The sequence below is a fragment of the Gallionella capsiferriformans ES-2 genome (assembly GCF_000145255.1).
In the GTDB taxonomy this organism is placed as follows: Bacteria; Pseudomonadota; Gammaproteobacteria; order Burkholderiales; family Gallionellaceae; genus Gallionella; species Gallionella capsiferriformans.
This window is the reverse complement of the sequence record NC_014394.1, coordinates 1,563,887-1,583,331: the sequence shown is the minus strand read 5'-3', so window position 1 is coordinate 1,583,331 and position 19,445 is coordinate 1,563,887. Positions and strand designations below refer to the sequence as shown.

At 49.7% G+C, this 19,445-nt stretch carries 10 protein-coding genes; all 10 read left to right on the top strand.

Annotation, left to right across the window (positions count from 1 at the left end; all coding sequences use genetic code 11):
- The first annotated feature begins 179 nt into the window (after window positions 1-179).
- The 10 genes from GALF_RS15530 to GALF_RS07130 all read left to right on the top strand — a co-directional run bounded on the left by GALF_RS15530 (window position 180) and on the right by GALF_RS07130 (window position 19,345).
- Window positions 180-818, top strand: coding sequence for a hypothetical protein (locus GALF_RS15530; protein ID WP_013293400.1), 639 nt, complete (start codon window positions 180-182; stop codon window positions 816-818).
- Between the two features lie 104 nt (window positions 819-922).
- Entirely contained in the window at window positions 923-1,171 is a 249-nt protein-coding gene (locus GALF_RS15685; protein WP_013293399.1) for a hypothetical protein, read from the top strand.
- Window positions 1,172-1,797: 626 nt separating this feature from the next.
- Entirely contained in the window at window positions 1,798-5,748 is a 3,951-nt protein-coding gene (locus GALF_RS07165; protein WP_190274105.1) for a beta strand repeat-containing protein, read from the top strand.
- 286 nt (window positions 5,749-6,034) lie between these two features.
- Window positions 6,035-8,257 carry a peptidase domain-containing ABC transporter gene (locus GALF_RS07160; protein ID WP_013293395.1) on the top strand — a complete coding sequence of 741 codons (2,223 nt, stop codon included), beginning with the start codon at window positions 6,035-6,037 and terminating at the stop codon, window positions 8,255-8,257.
- Between the two features lie 95 nt (window positions 8,258-8,352).
- Window positions 8,353-9,666, top strand: a complete 1,314-nt coding sequence (locus tag GALF_RS07155; RefSeq protein WP_190274104.1) for a TolC family outer membrane protein — start codon at window positions 8,353-8,355, stop codon at window positions 9,664-9,666.
- 11 nt (window positions 9,667-9,677) lie between these two features.
- Window positions 9,678-11,102, top strand: coding sequence for an HlyD family type I secretion periplasmic adaptor subunit (locus GALF_RS07150; RefSeq protein ID WP_013293393.1), 1,425 nt, complete (start codon window positions 9,678-9,680; stop codon window positions 11,100-11,102).
- 316 nt (window positions 11,103-11,418) lie between these two features.
- Window positions 11,419-16,542 carry a RecQ family ATP-dependent DNA helicase gene (locus GALF_RS07145; RefSeq protein ID WP_013293392.1) on the top strand — a complete coding sequence of 1,708 codons (5,124 nt, stop codon included), beginning with the start codon at window positions 11,419-11,421 and terminating at the stop codon, window positions 16,540-16,542.
- A gap of 152 nt (window positions 16,543-16,694) precedes the next feature.
- Window positions 16,695-17,240, top strand: a complete 546-nt coding sequence (locus GALF_RS07140; RefSeq protein ID WP_013293391.1) for a TIR domain-containing protein — start codon at window positions 16,695-16,697, stop codon at window positions 17,238-17,240.
- Between the two features lie 102 nt (window positions 17,241-17,342).
- Window positions 17,343-18,527 (top strand): toll/interleukin-1 receptor domain-containing protein, encoded by a 1,185-nt coding sequence (locus GALF_RS07135; RefSeq protein ID WP_041938013.1) that lies wholly within the window; start codon window positions 17,343-17,345, stop codon window positions 18,525-18,527.
- Entirely contained in the window at window positions 18,524-19,345 is an 822-nt protein-coding gene (locus GALF_RS07130) for a hypothetical protein (RefSeq protein WP_041938012.1), read from the top strand. Before GALF_RS07135 ends, GALF_RS07130 begins: the two co-directional genes overlap by 4 nt.
- Window positions 19,346-19,445: the final 100 nt, after the last annotated feature.

Genomic DNA, 19,445 nt, shown 5'->3' with positions numbered 1-19,445 from the left:
GCTCGCAATAACAGCCAGTTTTAAATCAAAATTTAACTGAATAAATTTAAGTAAAGGGACGGATTGTGTAAAAGGTGGTGCATTGATTCGGGAGGCGGCATCAAAGGGTAGTCCGGTTTGTTCGAAGTTGAAGTTATAGCGCGTAATTCAAGAAAATTAAAAATATTGGGTGAGACACAATGAATCAAAGCCGCGTACTAATTCTTTTGGTCAGAGTTGGCATTGCATGCTTAGGCATTGCAACCCTGCTTTTCATTATTTTGCCGACAACCCTTAATTCACTTTCTGACACATTCACTCTGCGCCAAGTACTCATTAGCCAAATTGAGAACTATCCTGGTTACAGCCGGGATTGGGTGTCAGTCGCTAGCCTTATTACAGTATCGGTCTATCTATATTGCTATCTGGCTATAACGCTAGTTACAGCAAGTCTATTGCGTCAGTTCAATGCAGGGATATTTCATGGTGCAGAGGGGCGGGGCCAATGGAACCTATTGTCTTATGTGATTGTTGGGAGAGCTGATTCTGAATTGCAAATATCAAGAAGCGCGGATTATCGGAGCATAGCTTCTGTCATTCGCGATTACTCGAAGAGCCGTGAAGGTATAGGGTCGGTTGTACTTGATATGGTCTCTGTTATCGCGGTGTCTTACATAGGTTACACATCATTGCAAGAACTTCCATCTCATGGTGGTTTGGTTGTGCGAGTTATTGACGCTGCAATGATCTGGCTTTGGTGTCATTGTATTTTTTCGATTTTGATGTGGTTCATTTTTGTTTTGACAGCATGGTTCCAATCTCTTCGTCACGGCGTATAGAAAAGGGATTTTGGTTTGTTTGAAGTTGAAATTTTAGGAATCTAAATTCAAAGTTTGCTTGGTTAGATATGGCTCAAATTGGTTTATTGGCAAGAGGATAAGTAATGAGGGAGTTTTTCTATTTAGGCGGTGCCGCGGCAATTCTGTTGTTGCTACTACACATTTATCTGGATGTATGGATTTATAGGGAAACGAAAAGTGTAGATGCTGTATTGAGTGCGTGGGCCAGCAGATATTCCAAGAATAATGAGGAATTATCACAAGGGCAGTTGAAGCTTCAGAGGGGAATTATTTTTTTAGAAAAAGTGCTGGTTGTTTTTTGCATATTGCTGCTACTGAGGAAGATATTTTAAAACTGATTACTAAAGGAGACGGATATGAGCGCGGCAACTGAAGTCGGAGCTTGGGTGGGTCAAGGTATACAGGGCGTGCAAGGTTTAATTACATTGCCGCAGGATGCACGTTATCGGTCGCCAACCGCCCCCAATAAATCCCGATGGCAGCCCCCCTTTTTTTTCCTTGTTAAAAAAAGGACGCGATCCCAGCAGGCGACAAATGAAGGGGGGTTAGTAAAGCGGGGAATGGGATGCCGATAATTAAATATCTATTATGGGCATTCTTATTTGGCGTTTTTATTTGCTCGTGGATTGTGCCTGTTGTTTCGATGACATACCTTTACTTAAAAGAGGGGAGAATAAGTTATTTGAAATTAGTGTCTTGGAAGCAAGAGCAAGGTGTCTCTGAGTTGGAAAATAAATTGATCCGAATTTGCCATTTTTTCGAAGAAATTTCGAAATGGTGCATTGGGAGCTTGGCAATACTCGTTCTAATAATTGTGATCATGAAATTTTACTAAGTTAACAAGGAGAAGAAAATGCCTGGACCTTTAGAAACGCTGGAGACCCTTGTTGTAAATGTATTCACCCCTATAGATGGAATAAACCAAGCTCAAACCAGTGAAGAATTGAATTCGGCCATAATGCAAACTGTCGCAGGCATAGCGGCCATGGCGCTAAATCCACAAACTGCATTGCTGGCTGCTGGAACTAACCTAGAGGCAGCAGCTGTAACCGCTTTGAAAATTAAGGCTGATATTGAAAATGGTAAAAACCCGGACTTGGCAGATCTTGCATCAATAGCTGGAAACGCTGTGGTCGTCGCGGGCTCCTTAGCTTTAATGATTAGTCCTCAGTCTAAAGCGGTGCAAGTAGCTGCAAACATCTCCAGAGGGATTGGTTTACTTGGGACTGCATTAGCTATATCGAACAAAGGACTTGCGGAAGAATTTTCTTCTGACCTCGGCTCCAAGATAAACCAACTCGAATCTGCCCTCCAGAACAGCAGCACTTACCGAATCGTGTATTACTACTACGATCCCTTGGTGCTAGACCTCGACGGCGATGGTATCGAGACGGTGGCGGCGAGCGGTTCGAGTGGGGCCATGTTCGATCAGAACGGAGACGGCATCCGCACGGCCACCGGCTGGGTTAACCGCGACGACGGTCTGCTCGTGCGCGACATTGATGGCAACGGAACCATAGATAACGGCACCGAGCTATTCGGGGACAGCACCGCGTTGGGTGCCGGGGGCAAGGCCGCCAACGGCTTCGCGGCCTTGGCCGACATGGACAGCAACGGCGACGGGATTGTAGATGCTGCCGATGCCAACTTCGCCCAACTGCAAGTTTGGCGCGACCTCAACCAGAACGGCATTTCGGAAGCGGGCGAGCTTTTCTCTCTCGGGCAAACCGGTATTCAAAGTTTCAACACCGCAGTCAGCAATACCGCGTCCACTGTCGTCGCTGGCGGCACTCAAGCCGAAACCGGCAGTTACACACGTACCGATGGCACTGTCAGTACCATGGCGGATGTTAACTTCACCCAAGATACCTTCCACTCCAGTTACACAACACAGATAACTGTGCCAGTGGCGTTGCAAAGCCTGCCCGATGTAGGTGGGACAGGGCGGTTGAGAAATTTGCAGCAGGCGGCAGCGCTGTCGCCTGCTCTGGCGGAGGCGTTGGGACAATATTCCGCAGCGACGACTTTAACGGCGCGAAAGGCATTGCTTACCCAAGTACTGGTTGAGTGGTCCAAGACCGATCCGCTCTATAGTTCAAGCCCCGTATATCTCCATACTCACTATCAGACTTACAGCGCGAGTTCATCGAATGTCGTTTACGTGAGAGCCGGAAGTACTTTTACACTTTCAAGCGATGCTGGCGTCATGGCTAGCCAAGAGATTACCGATATGGTTCGGGTGCTTGATGCCATACGAGGGAGCACTCCGACCACTGACGTATTTGGCGGAACCGCTAATCCAGCGCAAGCCTATGTGGATGCATTCAATGCCGTTGCGGACTCGTTTTCCAATAGTTTGGAAAGCATCCGCCTGCAACCGTTGTTTGACCAGATTGGCATCAAAGTGGATAGCAACGGATTTACGTTTGATTTAAGCGCCGTGCAGACGGCTCTCAAGAGCAGGATTTTTCTGGATGCTGCGAGTGGACTCTCGGATCTGCTGAGCTTCAACAAAATTGCTGGGGAGCAGGGATGGTTGGCGGATACGGATTGGACATCGCGTTCGCTGAGATTATTTGAAGGTGCGGTTACGTCGGTTGCAATGACACCTGAATTATTGGCTGTGTTGAATGATTCGTACAGCAATGTTGTGGTAACGCAAAGTGGAGTTAATACAGCGGGAACTACGCAGACTGAATTGATTATCGGAACGGCTCAAAATGACGTTTTGAGTAGTGGAGGAGGGAATGACACGTTATTCGCAGGCGGAGGCGATGACACGATCAACGCGGGAACTGGGAATGACACGATCAACGGAGGTGACGGCAACGACACGATCACTGACACGGGCGGCACGAACGTGATTGATGCGGGCTCGGGCGATGACGTAGTGACGGCGAGCGGGAACAACACCATTTACGGAGGGGACGGAAACGACGCGGTGACGGTGAACTACGTGGGCGCGAACCGGCTGGAAGGTGGCGCGGGAGACGATCTTCTCAAGGTCACGCACAACGGCGCGAACGGCTACGACGCAGGCTACTACGGTGAGAGCACTACGTTTGTTGGCGGCGTTGGCAATGACCGGCTGGAAGGCTCATCGGGAGCGGACACCTACGTGTTCAACCGAGGCGATGGGTCGGACACCATTCTGGATATCGGCACCAATGCTTATTGGAGCTATCTGGTTAAAGCGGATACTGTGCAGTTTGGAGCGGGGATCAGTGCGTCGGACATTAGTGCGAGCCGGAGCGGGAACAACCTGCTGATTAAAATCAATGACCCGTTGAACCCGGCGGGTGGGGATCAGATCACCGTTGAGAACTGGTGGAGCAGCGACGCGTACCGCATCGAGACCTTCACGTTTTCGGACGGGACGAGCCTGAGCAAAGCGCAGATACACACGATGGCGCAAACGCTGAATGGTACGTCTGGAGCAGATGTCATTGCTGGCTGGGACGAGAATAACATCATCAATGCGGGATCGGGCAACGATACGATCAGCGACACGGGCGGCACGAACGTGATTGATGCGGGCTCGGGCGATGACGTAGTGACGGCGAGCGGGAACAACACCATTTACGGAGGGGACGGAAACGACGCGGTGACGGTGAACTACGTGGGCGCGAACCGGCTGGAAGGTGGCGCGGGAGACGATCTTCTCAAGGTCACGCACAACGGCGCGAACGGCTACGACGCAGGCTACTACGGTGAGAGCACTACGTTTGTTGGCGGCGTTGGCAATGACCGGCTGGAAGGCTCATCGGGAGCGGACACCTACGTGTTCAACCGAGGCGATGGGTCGGACACCATTCTGGATATCGGCACCAATGCTTATTGGAGCTATCTGGTTAAAGCGGATACTGTGCAGTTTGGAGCGGGGATCAGTGCGTCGGACATTAGTGCGAGCCGGAGCGGGAACAACCTGCTGATTAAAATCAATGACCCGTTGAACCCGGCGGGTGGGGATCAGATCACCGTTGAGAACTGGTGGAGCAGCGACGCGTACCGCATCGAGACCTTCACGTTTTCGGACGGGACGGGCCTGAGCAAAGCGCAGATACACACGATGGTTGGAACCGCAGGTGACGATAATCTTGTTGGAACGGTTTATAGCGACACATTGGCTGGTCTCGATGGTAATGATGTGTTGAATGGAAATTTGGGTAACGACATCCTGCAAGGCGGTGCTGGCAACGATACCCTCACCGATACTGCCGGGGCCAATTTGCTGGACGGTGGAGCGGGGGCGGATACATTAACCGGCAGTACCGGCAACGAATTGTTCGCAGGCGGCGTTGGTAATGACACGATCACGACAGGTAGCGGGGCTGACATCATCGCCTTCAACCGTGGCGACGGTATGGATGTAGTCAACGGCGGCGTCGGTACCGACAATGTCGTCAGTCTGGGGTGCGGCATCAATTACGCCGATCTGGCGCTGTCCAAGGTCAGTAATAACTTGATTTTAGAAGTGGGCAACGGAGAGCAGATCACATTCGCGAACTGGTACGACACCACGGCCAATAACAAGAGCGTGCTCGATCTGCAAGTGATGGCGGATGCGATGGCGGGTTTCAATGCCACCTCGACCGACCCGTTGTTGAATCAGGCGGTGCAGAACTTCAATTTCACTGCGGTAGCCAATGCCTTCGATCAGGCTCGCGGGACCAGTGCGACCTTCATGCACTGGAGTGCGACCAACAGTTTGCTGGCGGCACGCTTATCCGGCAGCGATACCGTGGCGCTGGGCGGCGATCTTGCGCATCAGTACGGCACGAGCGGCAGTTTTACCGGCATGAATCTCACCGCCGCTCAAACCACACTGAACGACCCGTTGTTCGGTGCGCAGGCGCAAACCTTGCATGCTTTGCAGGGATTGCAAGGCGGAGCGGTCGCGTTGCAATAAATGAGCGTAGCTCTCTTTAAGAGTACGGTGAACAGGTACTTTCTACTGGCCAAAGCAGTAGGATATTAACTATTTGTCCGTAATAGTGGCCGGTAAATCTTTGAATTATTGAGGTTTACCGGCCAACCTATTAGTTTTAATAGGTTTCAAGAAAAATCTGATCTGCCACAATAGAGTCAATACACATACAAAACCAGATGCAATATTTGGTTCGATGTTTGACGCTCGCAATAACAGCCAGTTTTAAATCAAAATTTAACTGAATAAATTTAAGTAAAGGGAAGTGATGCACTATTCAGGGCAAGACATGCTATGGCTGATCGGTAGCTTGTCTAACGTATTTCGTATTCCATTCGATGCGCATCTGGTTCGGCAGCAATTTCCGCCGCCATATTCGCGCACCACGTTGCTCAATGCCTTGCAGACACTGGATTTCAAGGTTGGCGAAATTAAGTTAGATGAACAGGGTATTGCTGCACTGGAGCGTATTCCCTTTCCTGTGGTCGCTTTTGTATGTGGACGTGATGATGAGTCGAAAATACTGACCGCCGCTGAGAAGATCCAAGAGGCGGAATCCCAAGCTATTTCATCTGTTGAAACTGGGGAGGTAGACGCAACGCCCCCACCCAAACCGGCTACCCCTGTGTTATTAATTAAAGCAGATGCTGAGCGCGTTATGTTCTTCCGGGCGGGTGCTCAACAACCGGAAACAATTTTACTGACAGAATTTAGCCAGCATTTCCGAAATGATATTTTATTGGTGGCGCGTGACACCACTAACTCGACGGCGGATTTAGAGGCCGAACAGTCCGCATCTAAAGAGTCAGCAGAAAAAAAGGCACATACGCCGTTCGGTTTTCGCTGGTTTATACCCGAGCTGCTGAAGCACAAACGCATTTGGCGCGACATTTTGATTGCATCGCTCGCCATTCAACTTGTCGGACTGATCACTCCGCTGTTCACACAAGTCATTATAGACAAAGTGATCGTCCACCAAACACAAAGCACACTGATTGCCGTCGCCGTCGGGCTGGTAATATTTATGCTGTTCAATAGTGCAATGACCTGGTTGCGTCAGTATTTTGTCCTGCACACCGGTAACCGGATCGATGCCGTGCTGGGCAGTCAGGTGTTTCGTCATTTGTTGCACTTGCCGTTACCCTATTTTGAACACCGTCCGACCGGCACGCTGGTGGCGAGATTACACGGGGTAGAAACCGTGCGTGAATTCATTTCTGGTGCGGCTGTCACGTTATTGCTTGACCTGCCATTTTTACTCATCTTCGTCGCAGTCATGTTCTGGTATAGCTGGCAACTGACTCTGGTGGCGCTTTTTTTGCTGTTGCTAATTACCGCATTAAGTTTTGCGGTCACTCCTGCTTTCCGCGAAAAACTCAATCACCAATTTTTGCTGGGTGCCAAAAATCAGGCCTTCGTGACCGAATACGTGGCGGGGATGGAAACTGTTAAGTCCTTGCAAATGGAACCGGTGCTGGAACAGAAATATGGCGAGTACCTTGCTCAATATTTGGCTGCCGGATTTGCCACGCGCCAACTATCCAATAGCTACAACGTTGCCGCCAATGCGCTCGAACAGATCATGACGCTGTCCATCCTCGTGGTAGGTGCAATTCTGGTCATGAAAAATGATGGCTTTACCATCGGGATGCTGGTCGCCTTTCAGATGTTCGCCGGACGCATGAGCCAACCTATGTTACGACTGGCCGGGCTATGGCAGGAATTTCAACAGGCCGATATTGCCGTCAAGCGTCTGGGGGACTTAATGGATACGCCTGCTGAGCCGCATGCGCTGGTACCCGCCCGTGCGCAGGGCGGGGCTGGTGGCAAGGTCGAATTGAGGGAAGTTAGCTTTCGCTATAACGATAAACTTCCCTACCTGTACCGAAATCTCAATCTGACGCTGCCGTCGGGAAAACTCACCGTACTGATGGGGCCATCCGGCTGCGGAAAGAGTACGCTGGCCAAGATGCTGCAAGGTTTTTACTGGCCGGATGACGGCAGCATCCTGCTTGACGGCTACGACATTCGTCATCTTGCGGCCAACGAACTGCGAGCTAACTTCGGCGTTGTTCCGCAAGAGACGCGTCTGTTCTCAGGTACGCTCTATGAGAATCTGCAATTGGCCAATCCTCATGCCAACTTTGAGGAAATTGTTAGCGCCTGCCAGATGGCGGAGATTCACGCCGTCATCGAGCAACTGCCGCAGGGTTATCAGACTGAAGTTGGCGAGAATGGTATCGGCCTGTCCGGCGGACAACGTCAACGTATTGCCATTGCGCGTGCGCTGCTCAAGCGCCCGCGTGTGCTGATCTTCGACGAGGCCGTCAGCAGTCTGGATCAGGCCACCGCCGAGCACTTCGCCGGCACCGTCAATAAGCTCAAAGGTCGTGTCACCATGTTGTTCATCACCCATCAGCTCCCGAAAGCGTTGCTGGTGGATGAAGTGTTGACTTTCGGTCAGCCTGAATCGGGCGCAACCCATTCGTGATCAATATGCCGAATAAGCCACAGACAAAACGCATCCGTCGGATGATAAAGTGTGCCTCACGTTTGTTGCTGCAGGGTTTCATCTGCGCTGCTGCATTGACTAATGCTACTCATGCACTGACGCTCAATGATGCCATCGAGCAGGCGTTGCACAACGATCCGATTTATCTTGCGGCAGAAGCCAATCTAGCGGTGAACCGGGCGCGCTCCTCGCAGGCATTCGCCAGACTGATGCCGCAACTCACTGCCAGCGCCAATACCAATGCCAATCGTCGCGATTATGCCATGCTGAACAATCGGGGCAACAGCATTCCCGAGCGCTACAACAGTCATGGGGTGCAAGTAAATCTGACCCAGCCGCTGTTGCACGCCGAGAAATACTTTGCACTCAATCAAGCGGTGTTGCTGGTGAATCAGGCCGACTACCAATTATTGGCCGCCGAACAGGAACTGCTGATACGGATGATTCAGGCCTGGCTGGACATCCGGCAAGGGCGTGACGCCGTTTTTGCAACTGACATCAAACTTGCGGCAGCTCAAAAGGAATTGGACTTGTCACAACGCGCGCTGGAAAAGGGCGTTATGTCCAGAACGGAGCTTGAAGCCGCGCAAGCCAGACGGGATCAGGCTCAATCCGAGCAAGTCACGGCGCAGACCGAATATAGCTTCAAACTGGCGGTGCTTGAGCAAATCATCGGTCAAGAGGTACTGCCGGCGGATATACCTGCAAACACCGTGCTGTCGGAGGGTTACGCGTCCCTTATTCCCGAGCAGAGCTCAGCCGAACTTTGGATTTCTCAGGCAGAAAACGGTAGTCCTACGATACTGGCAGCAAGCCGTGCACTGGAAGTAGCGAATGAAGAAGTGAGTAAACAGCGTGCCGGACATTTGCCCACGCTGGATATGGTGGCGTCATATAACAACGCGGTTCAGGGATCTGGATTGACGGGTGGTCAAGCCGGATTTCGCAACACCATCAACAGTCTAGGCCTGCAACTCAACGTGCCGCTGTTCAGTGGCGGCGAACAGAGTGCCAAAGTCGGTGAAGCACTTGCCATGCGGGACAAGGCCCGTTATGAGCTAGAAGCCGCACGGCGCAACACGCACCTCAAAATCAAGCAAGCATGGCTGGCCTGGAAATCCAGTTATACACGCCAACAGTTCGGTAAACAGGCGGTCAGATCAGCCACTATCGCCCTTAAATCAGCCGAATCGCAACGCGCGCACGGACTCAAGGCCGACCTCGATGTGTTGCAAGCCCGGCAACAGCGTGACGAAGTGATACGCGACCTGAACAAGGCGCACAACGATCTCATTCTAAATTACCTCAAGCTTAGCGCAGAAACCGGTCAGCTCTCAAAAAATGAGGTGTCAGGCGTGGAGCATAACGCGATTGGGTTACCCAAATGAAGGCTGTAAAAATGGATATACTGTCGAAGAAACAAAAAATTCCTCAAAATATTTCCGGCAAGAAACACTGGAAGCAACAGTTAACCGGCGTCGATCCGCTAGACTTCTCACCCGGGTTGTTGCGCATTCAGGCACAGCCGCCCCGGCCGTTCGCCCGCGCGGTATTGTATGGCCTGCTGATACTGTTTGGACTGCTGCTGATCTGGGCTGCTTTCGGTAAACTTGATGTGGTGGCCAGTGCCGAAGGCAAGCTGTTGCCGCAAAGTTATCTCAAAATCGTACAGCCCTCCGAGCAAGGCGTTATCCGTGAAATTCTGGTCAACGAGGGCCAGCATGTCCAGGCCGGGCAGACGCTGATGCGCATGGATACCACCTTGACGGATGCGGATGGTAGTGAAATCAAGTCTGACTATCTTGGTAAAAAAATTACCCTGCGGCGCATTGATGCGGAACTGACGAATCAGCTTTTTGAACGGCTGCCGAGCGAAGCGCTTGAACTGTTTAATCCTGTGCTTAACCAATATATCGCTAACCGAAAAGCGCTGGAAACGGCGTTGGCGGAAGAACATGCACTGCATGACAAAGCACAAAGCGAACTCGCTTCGGCACAAACAGTCAGCAGCAAACTGATGCAAGTTTTACCGCACTACCGTGCGCAGGACGATGCCTATCGTGATCTGGTCAAAGACGGCTATGTCAGCCAACTCTCTGCGACCGACAAAGCCCGCGAGCGTATTGAAAAGGAACAAGATCTCCAGTCGCAGCAACACATCATCACGGCTGCACGTGCCACGCTGCAACAAAGCCGAGAGCGTATCGGCAAGATCACCGCCGACTACCGTCGCCAGTTGCAAGCCGAACGTGCCGATATCAGCGACAAATTCGAGAAGCTGGAACAGGAACTGGCTAAGCAGCAATACCGGCGCGGTCTGCACGAACTCAAGGCGCCGCAGGATGGTGTAGTCAAAGACCTCGCCACGCATACCGCTGGCACGGTTATTAGTCCGGGTACGATTTTGATGACGTTGGTTCCTAATGAAGAAATTCTGCGGGCCGAAGTATGGGTTGCGAATCAGGACGTGGGTTTCATTCATACGGGCGAAAACGTCAAACTCAAACTGGCGTCGTACCAGTTTCAGAAATACGGCATGATTGACGGAAAAGTCGTCAATCTGAGTGCAGATGCCAGTGACACGCCGCAACAAAGTGCAGGACAAACCGGCACGCCAAACAATAAACCCGGCAATGGACAGCCTTCCAGTTATCGTGCGCTGATTGACCTCAAAACGCAGGAACTCGTTGTGGATGGCGTACGCCATAGCCTGACGCCGGGTATGCAAGTGACGGCAGAAATCCATCTGGGCAGACGTTCCATCTTTGAATATCTGCTGTCGCCTGTATTGGGCGCTTTTCAGGAGGCGGGGAGAGAGCGCTGAGGGGGATATTAATTTTGAGTCAGCGAAAGAGTAAATATGACTCTCTAAATCGTTGATCAAAACAGGATGCAAAAATAGGAACTGCAAAACATTATTGCTCTGGAATCGGTAGCAGAACGCCTAATACTGCACGGTGCATTACGGCTTACTGAGCTGCTATCTGTTTGAGTCTATTGGCAAGGTGCAGGGGTAAGCAACAACGTGGCTTTACAATCACGAACGCCCGCATATGGCGCTCGACGGGATAACCCCGAAACAGAAGCTGAATTGCTTAACCGACTCTACTTCTGACGCAAACTAGAGAAGGGGTATTGCCATGCAAACGATAGTGGTTGAGGAAATCGGATTTCATCCCAAGTCACTTTGTATTGATTTGGAAACATCGGTCGAGACAGAAGCCGTTATTTATAAAATTGCTGCCTGGAGGGCGGATACTGAGCAAAGTGAAGTATTCAAAGGACGGTTTCAAACTGCAGAGGTAACGCCTAAGCTAGATATGCTGACAGTTGGTGCATCGTTTCTGCTGGGACACAATGTAGTCGAGCATGACTTGCGTCTCTTGAAGCGAAATTATCCCGATTTGGCATTATTGACCCTGCCTGTCATTGATACGCTGCAATTATCTCCTATTGCCTTTCCGCAGAACCCATACCACAGCCTTATTAAGGATTATAAGCTGGTAAGAGATTCTATCAATGACCCATTAAAGGACGCACAGCTTTCCTTTAAGTTATTTAATGATCAGCGCGATGCACTTAATGCGCTCAATGTATCCGCGCCCGATGAACTGGTTTGCTATTATTTTTTGATGACGTCAGCTGAGGGCAATGGATTATCTAGCCTGTTCAGGAGTATTCTTCATGCGGCACGCCCGGAACTGGACTTGGTCAAAGAACTATACAAATCGGCGGTGCAGGGTAAGGTGTGTAACACACGGTTGGAAAAACTGGTTCAGGAGGACATAAATAACGTCACTCTGCACATGCCGCTAGCCTATGCACTCGCTTGGTTACGCGTGTCCGGTGGAAATTCCGTTCTCCCGCCCTGGGTCGGCATGCAGTTTCCCGAAACTAAAGTCCTGCTCAAGGAATTGCGTGACCAGCGGTGTAATCAGGCAGATTGCGCTTATTGCAACACAGTCCATGATCCTATCTCAGAGTTAAAACGCTATTTCGGTTTTGATGAGTTTAGGGCCGAGCCAGCTAATTTACAGGGCGGGTCGCTACAAGAAGATATTGTTTCAACTGGTATGCGTGCTGAACATCTGCTGGCTATATTGCCAACCGGCGGTGGAAAGTCTCTTTGTTATCAATTGCCTGCACTTAATCGCTATTGGCGTAATGGCAGTCTGACGGTAATTATTTCACCATTGCAGTCGTTGATGAAGGATCAGGTCGATAATCTTGTAAAACAAGGACTTTTCTGCGGGGCAGCGCTTAATGGCATGTTGAGTGTGCCTGAGAGACGCGATGTGCTTGAAAAAGTTAGGCTAGGAGATATTGGTATTTTATTGGTTTCACCTGAGCAACTACGCAATAAAAGCTTTATTGATGCGATTCGACATCGTGAAATCGGAGCTTGGGTATTTGATGAAGCACATTGCCTGTCAAAGTGGGGGCAGGATTTTCGGCCTGATTATATTTACGCCTCCAGATTTATTAAGGAACATATTCGTGATGAGTTGCCGCAAATCGCATGTTTTACGGCTACAGCCAAGGTCGAGGTGATTGAAGACTTACGCGCGCATTTTAAGGAGATTCTTGGGGTTGAACTGAAACTCTTTGCCGGTGGTCATGAGCGTAACAATCTTCACTATGAGGTAATAAACACGACGAGTCATGAAAAATTTGGCCTGATACATAAGATTCTCGGGGCAGAACTTAATGATTTTGAAGGTGGTGCGATTGTGTTCGCGGCAAAGCGCAAGAGCGCTGAAGATATTTCCGCTTTCCTGAAAGAGATGGGATGGAATTGCGCATTTTTTCATGCTGGCTTGCAGCCGGATGAGAAAAATGACGTGCAGCAAAACTTTATTAGCGGGGGGCTGCGCGTAATTGTTGCCACCAATGCTTTTGGCATGGGCGTGGACAAGCCTGATGTGCGCGCCGTGATTCACGCCGAGATTCCCGGATCACTTGAAAACTATCTTCAAGAAGCTGGACGGGCGGGGCGTGATCGTAACCAGTCGCGCTGCATATTGCTCTATGACGAAGAGGATGTAGAGGTTCAATTTGGTCTGGCGGCACGCTCTCGGCTCAGTCGTAAGGACATCGGAGAGATATTGCGGTCATTACGAAAACGATCGAATAAGGCCAAAGACAACAAAATTGTAATTACCTCAGGTGAAATATTGGCTGATGAGGATCAAGATTCAGAAATCGATGCTGAAAGCCGGGATGCAGAAACACGTGTCAAAACGGCTGTGTCATGGCTGGAGCGTGCTAGATTGTTGCAGCGCAATGAAAATGAAACCCGGGTGTTTCCTGCGAGCCTGAAGATTGGAAGTCTGCAGTTGGCAGGAGAGAAGTTGAAGGCGGCAAATTTAACCGTGGACAATCAAGCCAAATATTTGAAAATTGTCCAACTGCTGATTAATGCAGATGCAACAGACGGCATTAGTACGGATGAATTAATGCTGCAAACAGGTATGCATAGCGACGAGTGCATGCGAGTACTTCAACAAATGGAGTTGCTGGGAATTTTGAGTAATGACATCGGTATCACGGTGAGATTGCGTAAGGGGATTGCGAACTCATCACAGGATAGGTTTGTTCAGATTGCGACAATTGAGCAGGCCTTACTAGACTTGTTGGCAGAGCGTACCCCTGATTCTGAGGCCAACGAATGGCAAGAATTGAATCTTCGTAATCTTTGCCAAGGTGTCAAAGATCGCATTGGTGCCGAGGTGATCACAGATGACTTGTTGTCTTTGTTACGCGCTATGAGTCAGCCGTTCGGTAATACGCAGGCTGAACGTCCAAGTTTTGAGATCAAGAAGATTACGCGTGATCACTTCAGGGTTAAGTTGCGGCGCTCTTGGCAACAAATTAGAGAGATTAGTGACAAACGTCGCGCTATATCTCAAGTATTGCTGAGTTTCTTTTTGGGGAAATTACCTGCCGAAACGCGCGGTGCTGACCTGTTAGTGGAAAGCACTGCGGGCAAATTATGTGAAGTCCTGCGCGAAGACCTTGGCATGATTGGACAGATTCGGGATGAGGCAAAGGCACTTGAGCAGGGACTGATGTACCTTGATCGTATCAAGTCCATTCATTTGGATCGCGGACGTACAGTGTTCAGATCGGCCATGACGATTCATGTATTTGCTGATGAGGCCAAGCGTGGTTTCAGACAAAGCGATTATGTCGGTCTTCAAGAGTATTATGAGGAGCGAAATTTTCAGATTCATGTGGTGCAGGAGTACGCGCGTCTCGGGCTGGAGAAGCTCAATGATGCGATGGTTTTCATCGCTGCTTATTTTCGCTGGTCTAAAAGTGATTTCATTAAACGTTACTTTGCTAGTCGCAAAGAGTTGCTAGAGCTTGCAACAACGGGCGAGTCTTTAAATAGAATTGTTGATAATCTGAAACATCCATTACAACAGTCTTTAGTGGCCGACAAAAGTGATACGAACCGTTTGATTCTTGCGGGGCCTGGATCGGGTAAGACGCGTGTGATCGTACATCGCGTTGCATATTTACTGCGGGTTTTGCGTACGCCTGCGGATGGCATCATAGTGCTGACATTTAATCGTTTGGCTGCTTTTGAAGTGAGAAAACGGTTGATTGATTTGGTCGGGCAGGATGCTTATGGGGTTACTGTGCTGACTTACCATGCTATGGCTATGCGTCTCACGGGAACATCTTTGCGCGGTATGGCAGAGAAAAATGATACGCCTAATTTTGATGAGATCATTAGGAATGCAATAAATTTATTGCAGGGTAATGGACGACTGGGAGAAGATGACTCTGATGAGTTGAGAGATAAATTGCTGCAAGGTTACCGCTATATTCTGGTTGATGAGTATCAGGATATCGACGCAGATCAGTATGATTTAATTAGTGCGCTTACTGGCAGAGTACAGGCAGATCGTGATTCGAAGCTTACCATCATGGCGGTAGGGGACGATGACCAGAATATTTATGAATTTCGTAAGACCAGCAATGAATTCATCAAGCGTTTTCAAGAGGACTATCAGGCAAAAATTGAATATCTCATTGAAAATTACCGGTCAAGTTCACACATCATTGCGGCTGCGAATCAAATAATCTCGGATAACCCTGAGCGCCTTAAACAAGAACATCCAATTCGCATAAATTTTAGACGTCAAACTGATTTTTATGGTGGGCGATGGGAAAAGCTTGATAGCCTTGTCAAGGGCAGGGTGCACGTCGTTCGTTGTTCATCTGATGCCAACATTCAGGCGCAAATGGCGATGGCCGAGGTTCGCAGGCTTTTTGAGTTATTACCATCTGCTAATTGGGGGGATTTTGCGATACTTGCAAGGAGTCATAAGCTGCTTACCCCCATTCGTGCATATTGTGAGTTGAATGGTATTCCGTGCGTTCAAATTGAGAATGGTCGCACCGCTGAAAATCTTAAGCTGAATCAGCTAAGAGAAGGACAATTGTTGATTCGTCTGTTACTGAACTCAAGGCGAAAACTTGTTGCCAAGAGAACTCTGGTGCGCTGGATCAACAATCATGTCGCCAAACAACCTGCGAATCATTGGTTGAAATTGTTGCAGCAGTGTATCGAAGAATTTTGCGTTGCATGGAGTATGGATGAAATTCCGTCCAGCCAGTTGTTAGAGTGGATATTTGAGTTCAGTAATGAACAACGTAGTTCCATTGCAGGAAAACTGACTATTTCAACTGTCCATGCATCAAAAGGTCGTGAATTCAACCATGTCATTGTGCTCGACGGCGACTGGCTGTCGCAATCGACTCCAGAGGAAAGACGCTTGTATTACGTTGGAATGACGCGAGCCAAACAAACGCTGACATTGTTTGAGTTTTTCGATTCCCCCAATCCTTTTAGTATCACCATACGCAATCAGCGATATGCTCTATTAAGTGACTTAGGTTTTTATCCTCAGGCTGATCCAGCCCTAGACATAAAATTTATCGAATTGGGTTTGGCTGATGTGGATATGGATTTCGCAGGCCGCCTGCCTGCCGATGCTGCGATTCATCGCGCGATTGCCTCGCTGGTTGTAGGTGCTGAACTTCGACTGACAGGACGGGAACTTCAGACTATGGCGGGGATTGTTGTTGGGCGGTTGTCGAAAAACTGTAGCATTTCTGAGGTAGATGTTATTTCAATCAGCGTTTTTGCGATCGCATCACGTCATGAAGAGGCAGTTTCAGATGCGGGATGGCGCGATCGTCTTAAAGTGAAGTCATGGGAGACAATATTGTGCTTAATTAAGAAACGCTAAGCATGCTGGTGACTTGGTTGCGCTTAATTACAGACTGGGAGCTATTAGTTCTGATAGGTGTGCCATGCAATTATATCCGGCATAATAACAAATGTTTAAACGAAATCTATGGCTTACTAGGCGTTTTTTAAAGTACTTCGAGGGGAAAATTTATGAGCATGCGTCATAAGGTTTTTGTAAGTTACCACCACGCTAACGATCAGGTTGATCGAAACAAATTCGAAAATTTGTTTGCGGGAAAGCACGAAATAATGATTTCTAAATCAGTTCAGATTGGAGACATTGAACCCTCACTCGCAACTGAAACAATTCGCCAGAAGGTCCGTGACGAATATCTCAGGGAATCAACGGTGACCGTTGTGCTAATCGGTGCTCAGACTTGGCAACGAAAACACGTTGATTGGGAAATCGCATCCAGTATTCGAGATACAAAGCTAAACCCTCGGTCGGGATTGCTGGGTATATTCCTGCCTAGTTATCCTCTGTCTTCAGAGCATACCTATGACCCTCATACAATTCCGCCGCGTCTTTATGACAACGTTAATTGTGGCTTTGCTAGTCTTTATAAATGGAGTTCGAATCCTGACGATGTGCAGAAATGGATACATGACGCGTTTCTTCGGCGAAACAAGATAATTCCAGTCAATTCCTTCCCGAGTTTTGAGAGAAACCGCTCTGGCAACGGCTGGCAGCGCTAGAATCGCAGTGGCATCTTATTTTGAGCGGTATGTTGCTAAGGCGAGGGCTCGTAGCGCGTGGTTAATCACCAACACCCCTGATTGTCGTTTAGGGAATGCCTGATGCCAGATTTCACACGCCCACTTTTCGTTCTCTATGTTGCTTGGCACCCAGACTATCTTGAGGGTGCTGTTATTGCTGAAGCATTGCGTGAGCATTTCCGCCGTAAGCTTTATGAGAATATTGCCGGTGGCGCAGGTCTAAGTGTGATCTTTCGGTCGGTGCCTGCGACTGGCTCCACAACGCCCATGCTTATTGATCTCAAAGAGGCGGAAACAACCGCTGTTGTGGTACTTTTTGATCCAATGCTCGCAGCGGACCTTAGCTGGGCTGGATACGTTCGTGACCTCGTTGAGCGTACCGAAATTGATGGGCTAGGTACGCGTGTGTTTCCTGTCACTATCGATCAGTCAGCGTTGGCGCTAGGTATCGAAGAGCAGGCGCTTCGGTGGGACCACTGGACTGGCTCGCTGAAGGAGCGCAGTCGACAACTTATCAACGAACTCACCTATGAGTTCTGCCGGATGCTCAGACACTACCTTGAACACCTAAAGCACCCCGCCGAGGAAGATGCGGCCCTGGAGGCATATTTAAAGAAGGTTCAGATTTTCCTCAGTCACTCCAAGCATGATGAGGACGGTGAACGTATTGCTCGCCTGATACGCGACAGACTTAATGAAGGTCATGGGCTATCGAGCTTTTTCGATGTTCACGATATTCCACCGGCTCTTCGTTTTCACAAGGTTCTGCGCCTCCAAGTTAAAGTGAGCGCTATGGTTGCGATTCACACCGACTCATACTCTTCACGGGAGTGGTGCCGTCGCGAAATTATCGAGGCGAAGCGCTGGAGTGTGCCGCTCGTAGTGGCGAACTGCATAAGCGACATTGATGAACGCGGCTTCCCATATATGGGCAACGTTCCCGTTGTGCGCTTGGATTCGCAAGGTGCCGCAAACCGAATCGATTTTGTGATTGGTCGCTTGCTCGATGAAGTTCTTAAAGATTTTCTGTGGCGTTGTCGATTGGAACTGATTCGTGGTATGGCCGATCCTGCTGTGGTGTTTCTTCCTCGGCCCCCCGAGCTTATCTCGCTCGCATCTATTCCATTTACCGCAGATACTCCTGAACTGACTATTGTTTATCCTGATCCGCCGCTCAGTGCTGAAGAGGAATTGCTGTTCGCAGATGTGGCACCACGAGTGCGATTGCGGAGCGTCACCGTATGGTTGGCGGGAGGAGGGCGATGAGCTATCACGGGGTACTAGGTGCGCACGCTATTGCCATTTCGACATCTGAGAGTCCCGATATGCCAGTGCTGGGTTTGAGTAATGAGCACTTGCGCGATGCTATGGCAGAAATTGCGCGCCATATGCTTGCACTTGGTGCTCACCTTGTTTACGGGGGCGACTTGCGCGCTCATGGCTTCAGCGAGTTATTGTTCGAGTTAGTCGCCCGCCACTATCGTGATGCCGACGAGGGGGGTAATCGGACAGGAGTTGTCAACTATTTGGCTTGGCCTGTGCATATTCGAATGGACGTTGCCGACATTGCGAAAGCCTCATCCGATCTTAGCGGCGCAGCCGAACTCGTCTGCCTGACCATCGAAGGAGTACGTCAGACGACGGAAGAGCGGAGGCTGCTCGAACAGCAAGAGCCTACTGACGATGAGTGGTCGGCTGGCCTGACCACAATGCGACATGTAATTTTGTCGCAATCGCATGCTCGTATTGTCCTCGGCGGACGAGTCGACCAATACAAAGGGGTAATGCCTGGCATCGCGGAAGAGGCATTGTTATCGCTAAAAGCGCGACAACCACTGTTCCTTTTGGGCGGTTTTGGCGGGTGTGCACGTGACATAGCTGAGATGCTAGGCATAATTGAGCCATGGGCGGTATCTCGCTCAGGGTGGCCGGGGCGGAACGAGTTTAAGAACTTTACTGTGGCCGACCTTAATAATGGACTCACTCGGGAAGAGAACATGACGCTTGCCAGAACGCCGCACATTGATCAATCAATAGCTCTTATCATGCGCGGACTGCTGAATTCCAGTGGTACTGGTGCGTAAACAATAAATATTTTTTCGGGGTGCCATTTTATACTCGGAAAACTTTGCAATGACCTAGATGCACTTACAAAACGTTACTATCCCGACGGCAAGGCTATCA

Bases quoted from the DNA above. Each gene is read 5' to 3' on its own strand.
- GALF_RS15530 (WP_013293400.1), top strand. From the start codon at position 180: ATGAATCAAAGCCGCGTACTAATTCTTTTGGTCAGAGTTGGCATTGCA.
- GALF_RS15685 (WP_013293399.1), top strand. From the start codon at position 923: ATGAGGGAGTTTTTCTATTTAGGCGGTGCCGCGGCAATTCTGTTGTTG.
- GALF_RS07165 (WP_190274105.1), top strand. From the start codon at position 1,798: ATGCAAACTGTCGCAGGCATAGCGGCCATGGCGCTAAATCCACAAACT.
- GALF_RS07160 (WP_013293395.1), top strand. From the start codon at position 6,035: ATGCACTATTCAGGGCAAGACATGCTATGGCTGATCGGTAGCTTGTCT.
- GALF_RS07150 (WP_013293393.1), top strand. From the start codon at position 9,678: ATGGATATACTGTCGAAGAAACAAAAAATTCCTCAAAATATTTCCGGC.
- GALF_RS07145 (WP_013293392.1), top strand. From the start codon at position 11,419: ATGCAAACGATAGTGGTTGAGGAAATCGGATTTCATCCCAAGTCACTT.
- GALF_RS07140 (WP_013293391.1), top strand. From the start codon at position 16,695: ATGAGCATGCGTCATAAGGTTTTTGTAAGTTACCACCACGCTAACGAT.
- GALF_RS07135 (WP_041938013.1), top strand. From the start codon at position 17,343: ATGCCAGATTTCACACGCCCACTTTTCGTTCTCTATGTTGCTTGGCAC.
- GALF_RS07130 (WP_041938012.1), top strand. From the start codon at position 18,524: ATGAGCTATCACGGGGTACTAGGTGCGCACGCTATTGCCATTTCGACA.